This is a genomic window from Neobittarella massiliensis (ex Bilen et al. 2018), from assembly GCF_900289145.1.
In the GTDB taxonomy this organism is placed as follows: Bacteria; Bacillota; Clostridia; order Oscillospirales; family Ruminococcaceae; genus Neobittarella; species Neobittarella massiliensis.
In genome coordinates this window covers 67,926-85,921 of record NZ_OKQO01000003.1, presented here as the reverse complement: position 1 = coordinate 85,921, position 17,996 = coordinate 67,926, and the positions used below count along the sequence as shown (strand labels likewise).

Annotated in this window: 17 protein-coding genes and 1 pseudogene; 3 read left to right on the top strand and 15 right to left on the bottom strand. The window is 50.5% G+C overall.

The features are described 5' to 3' along the window. Positions 1-11: 11 nt before the first annotated feature. The 14 genes and pseudogenes from C6Y32_RS04900 to C6Y32_RS04835 all read right to left on the bottom strand — a co-directional run bounded on the left by C6Y32_RS04900 (position 12) and on the right by C6Y32_RS04835 (position 12,984). Complete coding sequence (locus tag C6Y32_RS04900; RefSeq protein ID WP_087270565.1) at positions 12-1,760, bottom strand: ABC transporter ATP-binding protein; 1,749 nt, start codon at positions 1,758-1,760, stop codon at positions 12-14. Next, positions 1,753-3,534: an ABC transporter ATP-binding protein gene (locus C6Y32_RS04895; protein WP_087384159.1), complete on the bottom strand. Its 1,782-nt coding sequence runs from the start codon at positions 3,532-3,534 to the stop codon at positions 1,753-1,755. The genes C6Y32_RS04900 and C6Y32_RS04895 overlap by 8 nt, the downstream gene beginning before the upstream one ends. A gap of 126 nt (positions 3,535-3,660) precedes the next feature. Next, complete coding sequence (locus C6Y32_RS04890) at positions 3,661-4,620, bottom strand: helix-turn-helix domain-containing protein (RefSeq protein WP_087235308.1); 960 nt, start codon at positions 4,618-4,620, stop codon at positions 3,661-3,663. Positions 4,621-4,625: 5 nt separating this feature from the next. Continuing rightward, complete coding sequence (locus tag C6Y32_RS04885) at positions 4,626-6,038, bottom strand: ABC transporter ATP-binding protein (protein ID WP_105204237.1); 1,413 nt, start codon at positions 6,036-6,038, stop codon at positions 4,626-4,628. Between the two features lie 4 nt (positions 6,039-6,042). Further along, positions 6,043-6,726 (bottom strand): energy-coupling factor transporter transmembrane component T, encoded by a 684-nt coding sequence (locus C6Y32_RS04880; protein WP_105204235.1) that lies wholly within the window; start codon positions 6,724-6,726, stop codon positions 6,043-6,045. Continuing rightward, positions 6,726-7,331: an MptD family putative ECF transporter S component gene (locus C6Y32_RS04875; RefSeq protein ID WP_105204233.1), complete on the bottom strand. Its 606-nt coding sequence runs from the start codon at positions 7,329-7,331 to the stop codon at positions 6,726-6,728. The genes C6Y32_RS04880 and C6Y32_RS04875 overlap by 1 nt, the downstream gene beginning before the upstream one ends. Before the next feature lie 254 nt (positions 7,332-7,585). Beyond that, positions 7,586-7,750 (bottom strand): annotated as a pseudogene (locus tag C6Y32_RS04870) (TnpV protein); the annotation flags it as partial. Between the two features lie 65 nt (positions 7,751-7,815). Then, positions 7,816-8,241: an RNA polymerase sigma factor gene (locus tag C6Y32_RS04865; RefSeq protein WP_105204231.1), complete on the bottom strand. Its 426-nt coding sequence runs from the start codon at positions 8,239-8,241 to the stop codon at positions 7,816-7,818. A gap of 455 nt (positions 8,242-8,696) precedes the next feature. Beyond that, complete coding sequence (locus C6Y32_RS04860; RefSeq protein WP_105204229.1) at positions 8,697-9,407, bottom strand: transglycosylase domain-containing protein; 711 nt, start codon at positions 9,405-9,407, stop codon at positions 8,697-8,699. Positions 9,408-9,454: 47 nt separating this feature from the next. Then, a complete protein-coding gene (locus C6Y32_RS04855; RefSeq protein ID WP_279386205.1) occupies positions 9,455-9,781 on the bottom strand; it encodes a YxeA family protein in 327 nt (108 codons plus the stop codon). 38 nt (positions 9,782-9,819) lie between these two features. Then, positions 9,820-10,437 (bottom strand): hypothetical protein, encoded by a 618-nt coding sequence (locus C6Y32_RS04850; RefSeq protein ID WP_113998767.1) that lies wholly within the window; start codon positions 10,435-10,437, stop codon positions 9,820-9,822. Positions 10,438-10,450: 13 nt separating this feature from the next. After that, positions 10,451-11,257, bottom strand: a complete 807-nt coding sequence (locus tag C6Y32_RS04845; protein ID WP_105204223.1) for an ABC transporter permease — start codon at positions 11,255-11,257, stop codon at positions 10,451-10,453. Between the two features lie 13 nt (positions 11,258-11,270). Further along, the gene (locus C6Y32_RS04840; RefSeq protein WP_242979448.1) at positions 11,271-12,077 is read right to left on the bottom strand and encodes an ABC transporter permease; all 807 of its coding nucleotides are present in this window, start codon (positions 12,075-12,077) and stop codon (positions 11,271-11,273) included. Further along, on the bottom strand, positions 12,061-12,984 hold the full coding sequence (locus C6Y32_RS04835; RefSeq protein WP_105204219.1) for an ABC transporter ATP-binding protein: 924 nt from the start codon (positions 12,982-12,984) through the stop codon (positions 12,061-12,063). Before C6Y32_RS04835 ends, C6Y32_RS04840 begins: the two co-directional genes overlap by 17 nt. A gap of 159 nt (positions 12,985-13,143) precedes the next feature. Between C6Y32_RS04835 and C6Y32_RS04830 the strand changes: the two genes are divergently transcribed. From C6Y32_RS04830 to C6Y32_RS04820, 3 genes are read left to right on the top strand one after another with little or no spacing between them, the layout of a single operon-like run. Next, the gene (locus C6Y32_RS04830) at positions 13,144-13,839 is read left to right on the top strand and encodes a response regulator transcription factor (protein ID WP_105204217.1); all 696 of its coding nucleotides are present in this window, start codon (positions 13,144-13,146) and stop codon (positions 13,837-13,839) included. After that, positions 13,836-15,212, top strand: coding sequence for a sensor histidine kinase (locus C6Y32_RS04825; protein WP_105204215.1), 1,377 nt, complete (start codon positions 13,836-13,838; stop codon positions 15,210-15,212). Before C6Y32_RS04830 ends, C6Y32_RS04825 begins: the two co-directional genes overlap by 4 nt. A gap of 39 nt (positions 15,213-15,251) precedes the next feature. Next, positions 15,252-16,376: a VanZ family protein gene (locus tag C6Y32_RS04820; RefSeq protein WP_105204213.1), complete on the top strand. Its 1,125-nt coding sequence runs from the start codon at positions 15,252-15,254 to the stop codon at positions 16,374-16,376. 172 nt (positions 16,377-16,548) lie between these two features. On the opposite strand, the gene C6Y32_RS04815 is transcribed toward C6Y32_RS04820, so the two are convergent. Then, the gene (locus C6Y32_RS04815) at positions 16,549-17,961 is read right to left on the bottom strand and encodes a relaxase/mobilization nuclease domain-containing protein (protein ID WP_105204211.1); all 1,413 of its coding nucleotides are present in this window, start codon (positions 17,959-17,961) and stop codon (positions 16,549-16,551) included. Positions 17,962-17,996 lie beyond the last annotated feature (35 nt).

Genomic DNA, 17,996 nt, shown 5'->3' with positions numbered 1-17,996 from the left:
TAAGACCTCCCTTACTGTATCCGCCAGCCCTCGGCTTGTTCGCGGATTTGGATAAACTTCTTGTAAGTACCTTCCTGTTGCAACAGTTCCTTATGCGTACCTCTCTGAGCCACAGTTCCGCCATCAATCACAAGGATTTGGTCGGCGTTCTCAATCGTAGCCAGGCGATGGGCAATCGTAATAATGGTTTTGCCATGTGTCAGGGCAGAAATAGCTTCCTGGATCAAATGCTCATTCTCAGGGTCAATGCTTGCTGTTGCCTCATCCAAGATAACAATGGGAGCATCCTTGAGCATTGCCCTGGCGATAGAAATTCTTTGCTTTTCACCGCCGGAAAGAGAAGAACCCCCTTCACCAATCACCGTGTCATATCCGTCTGGCAAAGCCATTATGAAGTCATGGCAGCGGGCCGCTTTTGCGGCGGCGATAATCTGTTCATCCGTAGCGTCCGGGCTGCCGAATTTAATGTTATTCTTAATGGTATCCCGGAACAGGTAGACATTCTGAAAAACCATGCTGATATTTTTGAGTAGACTATCGCAGGTAAATCTGCGAATATCCGTTCCACCAATGGTAATCATTCCGCTGTTAACATCGTAAAAACGGGCAATCAGGTTACACAGCGTAGATTTTCCACTGCCAGATGGCCCCACGATGGCCGTTGTGCTATTTTGCGGAATTTTGAAGTTCAGGTCATGCAAAACAATCCGGCTGTCATATCCGAAAGAAACATCCCTAAACTCAATATCATAGGATGTCGGTTTTATGTCGGTGCCGTCCCGGTCGATATAGTTTACATTCTCCAACGCTTCCAGCTTATTCATGGCAGAGTCCACAACTCCGAGCATATGGGCCGCGTCATTGATATTCTCCACGCTGCCAAACATCACAAAAGAGAACAGAACAAACATCAGGAAGAATGCCATACTCATTTGTCCCTGCAACGCCTGCCATGCACAAATAAAGACAATTCCCATCGAAGCCAGTTTTAAGGCAAACAAATGCAGACAGTTAAAGGGAGTAAAGCCTTTTTCCACCTTGATATGAATATCTTTCAGGTCTTTACTGGCATTACGAAAGTTCTCAATAGAGGCCCCTTCCTGTCCAAAAGACTTCACAATGGAAAGCCCTCGGATGTATTCAATCGCTGCGCCGGACATATCTTCCATTGCTTTATGGGTTGTTGCAGCGTTTTTTTCACTGTGTCTGCTGATCCCTTGCAAAGCCAGCGCTGAAAGAGCAACGCCAACAATGGAAATAACCGCAGCAACGGGGCTGAAGAAGATCAGGCATAAAACGATGGCAATAAACTTTGCGTATCCATTGATGATGACATCCACCATTTTCATACCCTGTAATTCCAAAGTAGACAATTCCGTGGTAACGCCTGCCAGAATGTCACCGACACTGTTCTGTGAAAAGTACCCAAGGGGAACCCGTTTCAGTACATCGCCCAGATGAATACGCTGCCCGGCGGCCACTTCATATCCAATGCTCTCCTGCAATACTGCCCGGAGATAAGAAAGCAGGAAGTTCAATGCAATCGAGCCAATAATGATCCCCAGCATTTGCCAGATTAAAACAGTATCAATCGCAGTATTCGTCCAGTATGCCTGGATCGCTTTATCCAGTGCGAACGCGGCTGCCATTGTAGGAATAGCAGTAGACAAACTGCTGAAAAAGGAACACACAGAACCAAGATAGAGGCGGCCTTTATATTTACCAGCCCACCGGATAATGCGTTTCATTGACTTAAACATTGACAGCCACCTCCTTTTTCTCGCCCACAGACCAGTTCTTTGCACCAATATGAGCCTGCCACATATCCGCATAAAGCGGGCAGCGTTCCAGGAGTTCCTCCTGCTTTCCGCAATCAACAATCTGTCCTTTCTTCAAAACGACAATCTGATCTGCGTTTTGAATGGTAGACAGACGGTGTGCAATCACCAGCAGGGTCTTTCCTTTGGAAAGGGCCATGATGGATTTCTGGATTTTATCTTCATTCTGCGGGTCAGTGAAGGCAGTTGCCTCGTCCAAAATCACAATAGGCGCATTTTTCAGGATTGCTCTCGCAATAGCAATTCGTTGCTTTTCTCCGCCGGAGAGCCGCTTGCCAGCATCACCGGCCGGGGTATCATATCCTTTTTCCAGTCGAACAATGAAATCATCACAGCAGGCCGCTTTTGCGGCGGCATATACTTCCTCATCCGTAGCATTTGGATTACCCAGGCGGATGTTCTCTTTGAGAGAGCAGTTAAACAGGAAATTGTCCTGTGTCACGAAACTGACCAATTCGGAAAGCTGCCGGATGGAAAGTTCCTTGATATTCGTGCCGTCGATGGAGATGCTGCCGCCGGTCACATCCCAAAATCGGGCAATCAGCCGGGCAACGGTGGACTTGCCGCCACCGGATGGCCCAACCAGGGCTGTAAAACTTCCCTGCGGCATTTTCAGGCTGATGTCATGCAGCACTTCGTTTTGCCCGGTGCCATCATAGGAGAAAGATACATCCTGTAAAACAATATCTGTGTGCCTGATCGGAACAATTTTGCCAGAGTCTGGCAATACGGGCAGGTTCAGAAGTTCATTTGCGGCTTCTACTGCATATTCCATTGACTTTGCCTCGTTGATAAAAGTAGTAGCCTTCATCAGCGGGCCGACAATACTCAGCGAGAGAATAATTCCCATCGCCAATTCAGCAGGCGTGATACTCCCGCTCTGCGTCAACAGCAAACCAATGGGAAGTACCCCCAACAGGGTGGTGGGCATGATCGCCATCATCAGGTTCATTGTTTTCCAGGTACTCTTGAACCATGCCAGGGTAAAGTCCTTAAAGGACTTTACCGCTCCCACGAACTTCTCATAGGAACTGGTGCTTTGATTGAACGCCTTAACAACCTCAATGCCTTCCACATACTCAATAATGACATTGTTTACATGATTGTTTGCCTCCATATAAGCTGCGTACTGGCTGTTATAGTTCCGCATGAGAAAGAACATGGGGATCATAGCCAGAACCGGAGCAATCAGAACTGCAAGGCCCAAACGCCAGTCAATCGCCAGCAACCAGATAAAAATAGCAACCGGAAGGAGCAGGTTCGATGTCAGCTCCGGGATCATGTGAGCCAAAGGCGGCTCCAAATCCTCCACCTTGTCCATGATAATATTCTTCAAGTAACCGATCCTTCGTCCCATTACTTCGCCAAGGGGCGCCCTCATCAGACGGTTTGCGATTTTCAGGCGAATGCCTTCCAGTATCGTGTAAGCGGAGATATGTGCCAAAATTGTGGAAATGCCAAAGCAGATGACACGGATCAGGTATCCGCCTACTCCTACCAGACACCAGAGCAGGATGTTGTTCAAAGTAGCGGTCCGGTTAATGAACAGGAGCAGGATTTCATACACCGCCCAAAACGGAACAAAGCCTCCGGCAACACTTAAAATGGCACACAAAACCGAGAGGGTCATTTTCCCTTTGCAGGGACCTGCAAAAGAGAAAAGCGTTTTGACCCAATGCTCTTTTTGCTGCTTCATATCAATTCACCTCTCTCGATCAATTTAGCCAGCAAAGAAATAAGGATGGTTAATCTTTGCTAACCATCCTTAATGCTATCACAATTCAATTTTTCTTTCCGCTCCACACGGCCTTTTTTATTCCAATCAGATAATTGATTTTCGATATTCCAACGGCGTTTTTCCCATTGTCTGATGAAATGCGGACGCGAATTTGCTGGGGCTGTCATATCCCACAAGTCCCGCAATCTCCGCCACTTTCAGCGACTTATCTGATTTCAGTAAAGAGGCAGCATAGTTCATTCGATAGTTTCTCATGTATGTAAAAATCGGGCTGCCATATACCGATTTGAAACAGTTTTTCATAGGGGTCAGGGCAATATCAAACCGCGCGGAGAGTTCTTCCAAAGTATAGTTTTTGGTCAAATCCTGCGTCAGAAGTGCCTGGATCGCTTTGATTTTCTCAACCTGGCCTTTATAAAAATAGGGGCGTTCTTCTGTATGGCCCGAAAGTTCCAGTGCGTCCAGATACAGCAGCAGCTCCAACACTTTGATCTTGAAATAGTCCTTTTTGATTTTGACCGGGACATTGTAGAGTTCGGAAAAAATATGCTCAATGGCCGGTTCTCCTGGAATGACATAGGGTGTACGGTCGCTGCAATACTTTTTTTGCAATTCATAAAGATCCACAGAAAAGTCTTTCATAGAGGCCGGGATTTCCTTTGCCGCAGTCTCCATCTGAAAGCCAATGGAAATACCGTGATAGTGAGAAAGTGGAAATTCCACCTTGCCGGAATGATGGATGCGGCGATCCACCCGAAGATCGCCAGCCTCTAAATAGCTAAAGGCATTTTGGCCGACTTCCTGCTCAATGCGCCCTTCCCGGCAGTGGTCGATACAAAGCAGGTCCATATCTGTCTGGAAACCCGAAATGCACTCCTTCATGTGAAAATCATTATACATGAGAAATACACCGGGAAAGACATGATAGAGCGTCATCATGCCTTCACCAGAATTATCGCTTAAACGCATGACCTTGCAATCATCGGACTCGACCAGGTTTTGAACATTGGGGCCGTAGTACATTTCCCGGAACAGTTCCGGCATAGACGCTACCTCCTTTCTTTGGAGCATCCCTCCATATCAAATATTTTATCACAAGTCCGGCCCAAAAACTCAAAATCATGGGAAACAATGATGATAACTTTATTTTCATCATTCAACTTGCGGATCATGTTGCTCACTTCCAGCATACGATGATAGTCCAGCCCACTGGTAGGCTCGTCAAAGACAAGCACATCCTTGTCGGAGAGAATAGCGGTTGCCACCGCAAGGCGCTGCTTCTGGCCTCCTGACAGGGCCATCGGATGACGGTCTTTGAAATCCAGCAAATCAAAAGACCTGAGAATTTCTTCAATCCGCTCCGGCGGACAATCTGGCTGCGCCAGTTCACATTCGTTCCATACGCTGTCTGAAAAAAGCTGATGGTTCACATCCTGCATAACACAAAAGCTGGCCTTATTACGCTGTTTTGCTTTCAGTGTTTGCCCGTCCAGCCGGACTGTTCCATTCACTTCTTTCAAAAGCCCGCACAGGCAGCGCGTCATCGTCGTTTTTCCCGCGCCGTTATGACCGACAATCCCCAACACTTCGCCCCGTTTTGCAGAAAAGCCAAGGCCGCTGAATACCGGCTGCTTATCAAAGGCACAGGAAAGATTTTCTACGGATAAGCCTTCCTGCGCTCCTGGCGGATCGGCGGGAGGCAGCTCCAGCACAGGATGGACAAGACTTCTAAGCCCCATCCTGATACGCTGCTCATCCGAAAGATTGCGAAACTCATCTCTTGAAAAAGCCTGAACAATTTTTCCTTTTTGAATGAAGATCGCCCGGTCGATCAGGTCCATCAGAAAATATAGACGGTGTTCGGCAATAACAACCGTCCGTCCTTCTTCTTTGATCTGGATAATCTGCTGGCGTAAAGTGTCAATCGCGTCGGCATCCAGATTTGCTGTCGGCTCGTCCAGCACAAAAACGGACGGGTTCATGGCATATACAGAGGCAAACGCAAGACTTTGTTTTTCCCCGCCAGACATGGAAAAAATGTTTCTTCCCAAAAGCGATTGAATTTTCAGGGCGGAAACAGTGGCCTCATAGCGCTCTTTGATTTTCTTTGGTTCGACGCCTGCATTTTCCAGACCAAAAGTAATTTCGCTGTCCGAGTCAATATTGAAAAACTGAGATTTCGGATTTTGGAACACAGAGCCAACCTGTTCTGCCAGACGGTACATTTCTGTTTTCGGCACTTCCATACCGTTCACAATCGTTGTACCGGATAAAGTGCCGCCCTCGACAAAATGAGGGATTAAGCCGTTAATCAGTTTTGTCACTGTTGTTTTGCCACAGCCCGACTCCCCTGTAAGGACAACACATTCTCCCTGCTTAATATTTAGGTCAATATGGGAAAGCGTTCCCTGCTCTTTCTCATATTCAAACGATACATCCTGAATTTGGATCACATGGAACACCTCCTTATCCCACTGTAATTGAAATCACACAGAAAACCACACCTGCCGCCAGACATAAAAAGTCCTGCACGCCGAACTTCATTTCAATCATGCTTGTCTTTGGCGCAGGATTTTCAATGCCCCGCGTAACAGCGGCTGCGGACAATTCTTCCGCTGTCGTTGTTGCAGAAATCATGGTCGGCACCAACAAGCACTCAATTTTTTGTACCCCATGAATATTACGGAGCTTCATGGCATCCCGGATATAGCCGGTTTCTTCTTTCAAGGCCGGAAAATACCTGACGGTTACAGACAAAGGAATAATCAGTCCCTGCGGGATATGCCATTTCCGAAGTGCAACCATCAATTCCCGGACGGGCGTTTTCTGTAAAACCATCGTACCGACAATCAAACAAGGGAAAATCTTTCTTGCATAAGATACAATGATCGTGAAGCTGCTGGCTAAAATTTTTGGCCCGTTTGGGAATACATAGTATTGCAGCGCCAGACAAACCCCAAATGCGATTGCCAGTTTGCCTGCGGATTTTTGGCACCCGCAGGCAACGATCAGCAGGAGCAGAAAAACAACCCATGTAATTTCAACCCATACGGAGTGCTGGGTAAAGGCCACAATATTTGCCAGCACCAACAAAAGCAATTCCGTCCGTGGATCGAACCTTAATGTATGTTTTTTGCCCGCCCCATTCATCACACAATTCCTGCCTTTACAAAGTGCTTTTTGAACAGACCTCTGGCAATAAATGCTCCGATGATACCGCCGATGATTGGAGCAACAAACAGAACGATTAACATTGCATTGGACGACAGAGCTTCAACTGCCGCAACATAATCAGCGGGCATTCCCTGTTCTGTAATCTGTGCTAGGAAATCGGCCTTAAACAACCAGATGGGAAGGGGAGAACCAACCATCCCCAGCGAAAAAATCACATAGGCAATCGAATTCCCCTTGAAGCTGTTATACTTAGTCACCGCTCGAACAACTTCGGCCAAAATACAGGTAGAAGCCATCGAGATCAGGATTACAAGGGTAAATTGTCCAGTGACAAAATAGATAAGAGCAGTGATAAGCCCCATCAGGAAAACTGCACCCAGTTTTTGAACCTTTGCGACCATCAGCATAAAGGGAATGCCTGCAAACACAGCAATGAAGCCAGGCATAAGCATCCAAAGAACAGGGTGAATGCCTCCCAGAAGCATGAAGGCAAAGTTGATGACAAAGTAGATTGCGGAAAAGATACCGATGGTAATGAGGTCTTTTCCTTTCAGTTTTTTGTCCGTAATCACATCAGACATCGTAAATTCCTCCTTTTAGTTAGGTTGTGCTAACCCATAGGCTTTTTGAAAGCGCCCTTCGGCGCTTACAGTAACCATCATAGCAGACCCGAAAAGTCTTTTCCGCTCCAATCGGCCTTTTTTGTTCCGATAAGACTTTTTTTCTCTTTGCCGTTTACATGGTGTCATTCAAACAACTCTAAGAACATAAAAGCAAAAGCCGGGGAAATACACCTTACAGTATTTTGCTCCCGACTTCTGCTATATCACTAAATTTATATGTAGATTAGTTCTTGAAATAAAACTTCCTCCGCCTGTGCTTTCAGCGTGTTCATTAGCCCTACCCAGCGCATAGGGTCGCGGGCTTTCAATTCCTCGGTGACGCCTGCCGCCTCCATCATGCGGGGCAATATGGCGTCCATCCGTTCACGCGCGGCCTTAGTAAAAGCCGATGGAGACAAATTGCCCCCACCGGCTCTTTTTTTGCCGCTGTGCGGCGGTCAGATTATCGGGCCACGTCCAGCAGACGCGCCAGCTTCTTCAGCCCGCGCCGGATGCTGTCCCACACGCGGCGGCGGTCGGTGCCCTCGATCTGGGCGATCTCGGCCACCGTCATGCCCAGGTAAAACCGGGCGTAGATACGCCGGGCCTGGATGGCGGGCAGCTTCATCAGCGCAGTATACACTTCTTCCCGCAGTTGCTTCTGCTCCAGAATTTCCTCCGGGGTGAGCGGACGGTTGAGGGCATCGTTTTCAATGCCATCCTCCCGGTTCAGAGAGTAATGGGCCTTGTGCCGGAACTTCCGGCGCTCATAGGCGGCATCGTCCTGCTGGTGGCCCCGGATCGCGGCCAGGACTTCCTCGGCTACGTCCACAAAGACATCGGTTTTATATGTATCGGGATACAGGTCCCGAAGGTTGATCTTCTGCATGATGTACCTCCGTTTCAATTCACTGGTTGACAGGTGAACCGAAACGAAGGCGGCGGGCGACACCGTTCGGGGAAATTCCCGAAAAAACGACAAGGAAAAGCGCCAGCTTCCGATGTACGGTGGCTGGCGCTTTCTATATGCGTCTTATAGGTCTTATGAACCAGCCACGATAGTGCCTGTTCATAAGCAGATGGGGGCCGGTTGACGGCCAGGCTTTTTTTGGCAGGCAAATTCCTGCCGAATTATGTCGAAACCCTCTGTGCTTCACGGCGGCTCCCTCCTAAAGCCGCCGTCATATTCAGCACAGGGTCGTCATCCGTATGAGGACATAAAGAACGGCGGCCTTGATTTTGTCAAAGCCGCCGTAAGTGTGATTAGGCATGGTGATTGCCTGCTGAACGACGGCTTTTTTTCTTTTGCCGTCGCCCGGCAGATAGATCACATATATCTATCAGTTATGATTGGTCTTGCAAAATGCTTTGTGCCTCATCCTCGCTTATGTAGCCGTATTGAACCATTCTCTGTACGACATACTCTTGACGCTGTTCTGCCAGCTCTGGGTTGGATGTTAGCGAATAAACTGAGGGCGCATTGGGAATCCCCGCTAAGAGAGTACATTCATAATCAGTCATATCAATGGGGGCTTTCCCAAAATATCCTTGGCTTGCATCGTAAATACAGTAGTAGCCATCTCCAAAATAGATAGAATTGACATACAGCTCTAAAATCTCATCTTTTGTATAGGTGTTTTCCAAGCGGAATGCCATAAACATCTCAGCGATCTTGCGGACAAAACTTTTTTCCTGCGTAAAATACAGATTTTTGGCAAGTTGCTGTGTTATGGTGCTGCCGCCTTCACGCAGACTCCAAGAGGTCAGATTGTTCCAGGCAGCTCGGCCTATGGCAATCAGGTCAATTCCAAAATGCTGTTCAAAACGGTGATCTTCCACTGCCACAACGACGTCCAAATAAATCTCTGGGATTTCAGCAAGGGTCGTATAATCGGGATCAGCTCGAATCTCAGCAACTTTTTCCTCAAGAGGTTGCTCGGCAAGTGCATCACGGTACATTTTATAACCAAATCCGCCCAAAACACCGCCAACAACGAGCATAGCAAGCATCGCCAGCGCGAAGGAACGAATTAGGAACTTTCTTATTCTTTTCATGCTGCACCTGCCTTTCCGTTTGAAATAGCGCCTATACAGGCTCCAGTTTACGAATTACCATCGTATTGTTCCTGCACGGCGGCGGGCATTTCATCAAATTGCACTTCTGCCCAGGTAACGACACCACGGAATGGGGCCACCTTCAGGCATAAGTAGGCATCGTCAGTGAGAATCCGACTCGTTTCAAAGCTCAGTTCTTTTTCGGCCCCGGTTTCATCGTAGGCGCTTAATGTGTAGCGATCATTCATCGCTCCGTGTGGTGCGATCTCGGTCACACAGTCGTTGTCAATTTGCGTGTAGTAATCGGCGCTTTTCTGCGTGGCAAGAAAAGCAACAACGATACATGCTACTACCAGGACAGCTATAACAGCAATAATGATTGTTTTTTCTTTGCGCTCATAACGTGTACTCCTTACTCAATTTCGATGGATACGGTTCCGTCTGTCTGGTCGCCCCACACACCGATATAAGTGCTTGTGCCATCTACTTCTACCGTGCCATCGTACTCACCGCTTTCCGAGAGAAGAATGACTGGATCATCTGCCCCTGAGCGAAGAAAAACTGCTGCTTCGCCGCTTTCGAGAGAAAGTGAACAGGTGATGTGGATCGTACTTCCCGCTCCTCGCTCCAGCGTAGTCCCACCAAATAAAATTTCTGTGCCCGTAAACTCGGAATATGTTGCTTCATAGGCTCCCGTGTAATCGTCAGCTCCGTTTTCTTTGTGACCCTGCAATTTGCTCTGAGGCGTCAAGGCCGCTGTTCCCGCATCGCCAACAAGTTCACCAAAGGCTTTCAAAATGCTGTCCTTTGCCTGGCCGTCGTCAGCTTCAGATAAATCACTAAGGATCTGCTCTGTTCCATCCGCCAGGCCATTCATCACAATATTCGTGCCATCTGCCAAGCCGTTCAACACGGCATCCGTGCCGTCGGCCAAAAACTGCATAGCTGCCCCGCATCCAGACAAACTGCCAACACAAAGGACTATACAGAGAAAGGTACAGATTTTACTTGTATCGTTTAATTTTCGCATGAACTCGCTCCTTTCATCTGGCGCGGCGTCTGCCGCGTCCCTTTTTGACCTTTTTTCGTTTGCTGTTGCCTGCTTTTTGGCTGGGGTGGGAAAGCAGCAAAATCGCCATCGTCAGAACCAGCACCGCCGCCATGCCTGCCAATGCCAGTAAAACGCTGGGAGCCTGCGTGGCACCGTTATATTCCTGCATATCAAAACCGGCGAGAATCAGCGCCGCCGAAAACGGATAAGCGGAGAGCAGGAAGCCGCCCTTGAAGAACAAGATGCAATACCCCAGGAAGAACGTCAGCAGCGAGCCACCCAGATAAGCCCCGCGTATCTGGCCGAAGATCAGGATCATCGGCATACAGACAAGGCCCGTGGTAAAGGCAGCGGCAATTACCTGTGTGCCCTGCTGGAGCAACACAGTGGAGGAAAACCCGCCGAGACCGACGAGCCATCCGGCCAAAACGGTGACAGCTACACTGTAAATCCCAAAAAGCAGGGATAAGCTCATCGTGACGATCAATTTCCCGCCCAACAGTTTGGGGTAGGATACCGGCACGGTCAACAGATTTTTCATGGTATCGTTTGTGTTCTCCCGGTCAATCAACCAACCGCCGATCATAACCAGCGAGAGTGGCAGGAACATCTGCGTATTTCCCCAAACCACATTGGAAAACAGGGTGACAAAATTATAGTTGGGGTCCCGCATCTCCGGGTTGAGGATCAACTGGCTGCCATATTGCACCACGGGGCAGAGGGCCAAAGCCACAATACCAACCAGCAGGATCTGGCAGCGCCGCAGCTTGCGCCATTCCCCTTTTAGAATACTCCACATCACGCACACCTCCTTAACAGCTCTGGCGCTTATAGACCAGCGCGATCAATGTCAGGAACACTGCCGACTCCAGGACTACGACCAGGAACGCCTGGGGCGTTGTCACAAAGTAAGGACTGATCCGCTCCATCAATTTCGTCATCTGTGCGCCGGATGTGTCCAGATACTGGAAGAACCAGCGGAAAGCCAGCGGTCCGGGCAGCAGCGTACCCGGATTGAATCCAAACGGCTGCGTGATAAAAAAATCATTTGTGCCCAAGATGTAATTGATCACCGTGTAGAAAAAGGTGATGATCACAGAGATAATATAGCTGCGGTTCAAAAGCACGACCAAAAGAACGCAGGGCAGCGCCCCGGCCCACATCAGAATCCCTTGCCCGATGCCTACAAAAAACAGTCTCCAAAAGCCGGCCGGTTCCAGCCCGGATGCCAGCACGATCCCCAGATTGACCAAGCCGCCAATCGCCATAAACGCAATGGAAAACAAAAACAGCAGCGTCATCTTTGCCAGGGCCAGCGCAGGTTTGCTCACAGGAATGGTCATCAGGTTCTTTAAGGTGTCGTTGTCCTGTTCTTCAAAGAGCAGGTTGGACGCCAAAACCACCACGGCGGGCATCAGGAGCAGATAGGCGCTCAACTGAAACAGGGTGGACATCAGCCGGTCTACCGCTTCCGCGCCGCTGGCAAAGTCCTGCATTTCCGGCAGAAACAGCGCACAGCACAGTGGAATCAGGGCAGAAATGGCCGCCGCTGCAAAGAATAGCGGCTTGCGTTTCAGCTTGGAAAATTCACAGCGCAACAGTTTAAGCAATGCCTTCACCCCCTGTGACCTTCTTGAAGTAATCTTCCAGGGTATCTTCATACAGGTGCGCATCGGATACCGTCAGCCCGGCCCCCACAAACAGGCTGATGGCTTGCGCCGTATCCAGGTGCAGATCCCGGACGGTCAGCTCGTTTGCGCTGTCCACAGTCATATCGTGAATGCCCAGCCTTTCGTACAGCAGCCTTCCGGCCGCTGCGGCATTGGAAACCGTAAAGCGGAAATATTTCCCATTCTTTGCTTCCAGCTCCTCCAGGCTTTCTTCTTCCACCAGTACGCCGTGGTCAATGATCCCCACATCATCCGCCAGCAGGGCGATCTCAGACAGGATATGGCTGGAGATCAGGATGGTTTTCCCGGTGGCGTCGCACAGTTCCCGGATGAAATCGCGCACCTCTGCGATACCGATGGGGTCAAGGCCATTGATCGGTTCGTCCAGGATCAGAAGCTCCGGGTTGTGCATGATGGCCAATGCGATGGCCAACCGCTGTTTCATGCCGAGAGAATACTGAGAGAACAGCTTTTTATCCCGATACGGCAGATTGACGACCTCCAGCGCGCTTTTGATATACTTGGGGCTTTTCAGTCCGCGCAGATCGGCAAAGATGCGCAGGTTTTCTGTCCCGGTCAAATTGGGGTAGAACCCCGGCGACTCAATCAGCGACCCAATGCGCGGCAGAATCTTCTTCTCGTTGCCGCGAAGCGGCTTGCCAAACAGGCTGACTGTACCAGAGGAAGGGTCGGTCAATCCCAGAAGCATCCGCATGGTCGTTGTTTTTCCGGCGCCGTTGCGGCCCAACAAGCCATAAATGCGCCCCTGGCGCACATGGATGGAAAGGTCGGACACACTGGTTTGCGCCCCATATTGTTTGGTAAGGCCGCGTGTTTCAATCACATAATCGCTCATGTGCGAGTACCTCCTTGTCGTGATGATTGAATCATACCATCCCAACCTTGAGATAACTCTGAGCCAACCTTGAATTATCTCTGAGATTTGGTTGGCAGAATAGGCATCCGCGCCTCTTTGCGGTATAATGTGAGTAAAGACAGGTGGTGAAAATATCTGATGACAAATCATAAAATCTTGCTGGTCGATGATGACCAGAATCTATTGGAAATGCTGTTCTCGATTTTCAAGCGGGCAGGCTATACGAACCTTTTGACCGCCGCATCTGGTGCGCAGGCGCTACGGGTATGGCGGGACGAACAGCCAAACCTGATCGTGCTGGATGTGATGATGCCGGACATGGACGGTTTTGCCGTTTTGAAGGAGATACGCCGCACAAGCCGGGTCCCCGTCCTGATGCTGACCGCTCGTGGTGAAGCGGAGGATCGCATTGAAGGGTTAGAGATTGGTGCAGACGACTATCTCGCCAAGCCGTTCCTGCCCAAAGAATTGTTGCTCAGGGTCGGTGCGATCCTCAGCCGCGCCTACCCGGAGCAAAATAAAACGGTGGAACTTGCCGGAGCCACCGTGGATATGACCAATGCAGAAGTTTGGAAACATGGTGAGAAACAGACACTGACCGCCAAAGAGATGCAGCTGTTTGAAAAGCTGTATCAAAACGCGGGACGGATCGTCACGACAGGTATCCTGTGCGAAACGATATGCGGAGAGTTTTGGCAGGGGTATGAAAGCACCCTTTCCACCCATATCCGGCATTTGCGGGAAAAAATCGAAGAAAACCCGTCAAAGCCGGTTTCCCTTGTCACGGTCAAAGGGCTTGGCTATCGCCTCAATCTCAAGGAGGTGTCGCCATGAACGCAGTGCAGCGGTTTTTCCGCCGTTATATCATTTCCACCATCGGGATCGTAGTTTTATTTTTGGCCGTCAACATTGTCCTGTTCTTTGCCATCCTCATTCTTGGAAGCATGAGCGGTTCGGACGCCGTTTTTTCTGTTGAAACATTTTCCGATCATGTCAGCCGCCAGGATGGAACGTGGAGGGCCGATGATGTTGCCCGTTCTATGCTGGAAGAACACGATGCCTGGGCGATGCTGCTGAACGAAGAGGGCGATGTCATCTGGCAGCAGGACCTGCCGGAGAATCTGCCGCGCTCCTATACCAGTGCAGAGGTGGCCTCTTTCAGCCGTTGGTATCTGGAGGATTATCCCGTCAAAGTGTGGACGCGGCCAGATGGCAAGCTGATGGTCGTGGGCTTTCCTCCCGAAGCTCTGGTGAAATTCTACTACGCTGTGGAACAGCCCTATTTGGGCGCTCTCCTCACTGGTGGAGTCGCCGTATTTTTTATCAACCTTTTTTTGATCGTTTTCCTGATTTTGCGAAATACGAGGAATGTGGAAAAAGCGATGACACCCATTCTGCAAGGTATCCAGAATCTAAGTCACGGAAAAGCGGAGCATCTGGCGGAACAGGGGGAGCTTGCCGAGATCAACGCCGGGTTGAACCGGGCCGCAGACTATATGAGGCAAAAGGACAACACGAGAGCGGAGTGGATTCGTGGTGTATCCCACGACATCCGCACACCGCTTTCAATGGTGCTGGGGTATGCCAGCGAGCTGGAAGATGACGGCAACCTTCCGCCGGACGCAAGAAAGCAGGCAGGGATCATTCGCCGGGAAAGCGAAAAGATGAAACGGCTGATTGATGATTTGAACCTGACTACCAAGCTGGAATATGCGCTCCAGCCCGTTCACTTCCAAGATATGGATTGGGTAGAGACCAGCCGCCAGGCTGTCAGTGAAGTGCTGAATAGTGGTCTGGACAGCCGGTATGAAATCGTATTTGCCGAGATGCAGCCAGGGCGCTCGCTCCACCTTTTGGGGGACGATGGACTGCTGCGGCGTATGCTGGATAATTTGATCCGCAACAGCATCACCCACAATCCGCATGGGTGCAGAATTTCCGTTTCTGTCGGAGAAGAAAAAGGACATTGCCTTTGCATAGTTTCTGACGATGGCATAGGGATCGAGCCGGAACGTCTGAAAGTATTAAATCGCGGAGACGACATTACCAGTACCCAAGGCAGCGATGAAAAGAACGAGCATGGTCTTGGCTTAAAACTGGTGATGCAGATCGTAAAAGCTCATCGCGGAACCGTTTCTTTTTCCGACAGCACCCCACATGGGTTGGAAGTCAGAATCTCTCTGCCGACCCAGCCACTTATTTCATAAATCTCGGCAATATAGAACAAAACCCCGAAAGGAAAACAGATGAGCCAATATCTTGAAGCACTGCGGCAGGCGATGGTCATTTACCCGATGATCGTCGTCCTGTTTACGGTGCCATACATCGCATGGAGTTATCATAAATATGGATCGGTCCTCAGTTTACGGGTTCTGATCGTGTACAGCTTTCTTCTGTACCTTCTCTGTGTCTACTGCCTTGTCATTCTACCGCTGCCTACGCCGGAAAAGGCCGCCACTCTGCATGGGCATAAGGCGCAGCTTATCCCGTTTTCTTTTCTTGCCGATATAGTCAAGCAAGCAGAAATCCAACCTGGACAGCCTGCCAGCTGGCTTCACATTTTCACAGGCAGCGCCTTCTGGACAACCATTTTCAATCTATTTATGACGATGCCGTTTGGCGTCTATCTGAGATACTACTTTTGTTATCACTGGCGTAAAACATTGCGGCTGTCCTTTTTATTATCTTTGTTTTTCGAGCTGACCCAGCTCAGCGGTCTGTATTTTGTCTATCCGGGCAGCTACCGCCTGTTTGATGTGGATGACCTGATCGTTAACACAGCGGGCAGCATGATTGGATTTGCTCTGGCCGGGCCGGTGAGCCGTCTGCTGCCCACCCGGCAAGAGTTGGATACCGTCAGCTTCCAACGGGGTGCTTCCATATCCTTTACGCGGCGTGTTTTTGCCTTTCTGGCCGATATGGCTTGCCTGACCTTTGCATCGTGCATCCTGGCCGTGTTCGTAGTCCCGTTTGGAATCACCCTTTCCATTCAATGGCTGCCGGTTCTATTTCTTCTATACTTTGGGCTGCTTCCTGCTTTTTGTCACGGGCAGACCCCAGGTAAGCGGCTGACACGAATGAAAATCGTGCAAGCGAACAGCGACACAGCGCATTGGTATCAATATTTTCTTCGGTATGGCCTGCTGATAACTGGTCTGGTCGGAGCGCCGTATTGCTTGAACCGGCTACTATTCATTCTGATGGATGTATTGCATCTGGACAGCTTAGCATCACTCGTACTGCATGGATTGTTGATCGGTGGGTATTTGTTCTGGCTATTCTTTGCCGGGATTCGCATGGCCCTGCACAAACCCTTGTTCTATGAGCGATGGTCACGGACAAAGTTAATAAGTACAGTAAAACGCACATAAAATCAGACTTTGTAATATTGCAAGATAAGGACGGGAGTGACTGGCAAGCGATGCCTGTGGCTATCCAGATAGCCCCACGCGCTTGTTGTGGGAAGTCCCCCAAGCCCCCTTTGAACACAGATTTTCAATCTGTGGCTGCGCGTTCTTGCGAACGCTTTTGACCGCGACCAGCTCACCGCTGTCCGTGGTCTTTTTCTTTCTGTTGCGGTTCGGTCTGCTCCATCGCCAGGACCCGATCCACATTGTTCTTGACCGTCAGCAGCTCCCGCATGGCGGCGCGGGCCTGCCGGTACTCTCCGTAAGCCTTTTTCTTATCCGCCAGCAGCTGGGCATACTCGGTCTGAAGCTCCTTGATGGTGGGCAGCTTCTTCACATTCAGCTCGTTGAAGGCTTCCTTGGCGGCCTGGTGCAGCAAGATTTCCTCCTCATGCTCCTGCCGGAATTTCTTTGAATACCCGGCCTTGCGATAGGCCACATAGGTGTCACGGGTCTTGGCGTAGTTGACGATATGGGTGCGCAACACGGCGATCTCGGCCATGCGCTTCTCGGCGGCCTTGATCTGATCGGACAGCGCATTGTAGTGAGCCGTCGCCTCTGCTGTTTTGGTTTCCAAATCGGCATAATCCAGCAGCCCGTGTTCGGACAGATAGTTGAGGGTCTGCGCCATCTGTTTGAGGTTGAACACCTTGGCCCAGCGGGCGTACCCGGCACCTTTTCCGGCCTGGAGTTTTGCCTGGATGTCCACCAACAGATTGACCTTGGGCGGGGCGGCCTGTGGGGCAGGCTGCTTGCGGGGCGTATGCTCTTTCTGGCCGGAAAGGACTGCCAGCAGATCGTCCAGCGTGTAGCCGTCCCCCAGCCGGTCAAAGCGGACGTTGTTGCCCCAGCCCTCCGCGCCGATGGAGATGGTCTTGCCGCGCCGGTGAACGGTAAAGCCGTCCTGTTTCAGCAGGCGCAGCAGCTCCTCCAGGCTGGCCGGTTTCTGTGCCAGCGCCCGGTCAATGGCCTGGCGCAGCTGCTCCTTGTGGGAGGGCTTCGCCGCATCACCCAGCCACTTGTTGTAGCTCTGGCCGCGCCGCTTGAGAGCCTCCACAATGGAGTAGCCATTCTCGATGCAGATGGTGTCGCTCAGGCGGTGGACAGCGCGGGTGCTGCCCCAAAAGTTGCGGAACTTGCGGTCACACTCCAACGTGGTGGAGTTCCATATAATATGGTTGTGGACGTGAGCCTTGTCGATGTGGGTACAGACGATGAAAGCGTGCTTACCCTTGGTGAAACGCCGGGCCAGCTCCACGCCCAGCCGATTGGCTTCCTCCGGCGTGATCTCGCCCGGCACAAAGGACTGCCGCAAGTGGTACGCAATCACATCGTCTGCTCCGCGCATCCGGCCGGTGCGGGCGGCATAGGTCTGCTTATCCAGCAGGAACTGCGCGTCGGCCACGCGGCTGTCGCATTGGTAGCTGGTAATGAGCCTGCCGTGGTCGGTCTTTTCTGGATTTTTTACATAGTCGATGATGTCGCTGATCGCCTTGCCGACCGTGCGGCCCTTGCCAGCGTGCAGCGGCATGATGCGGGTGGTGGCCATGTGGGGGTCCGCCTCCTTTCCAAAAAATAAGCGGC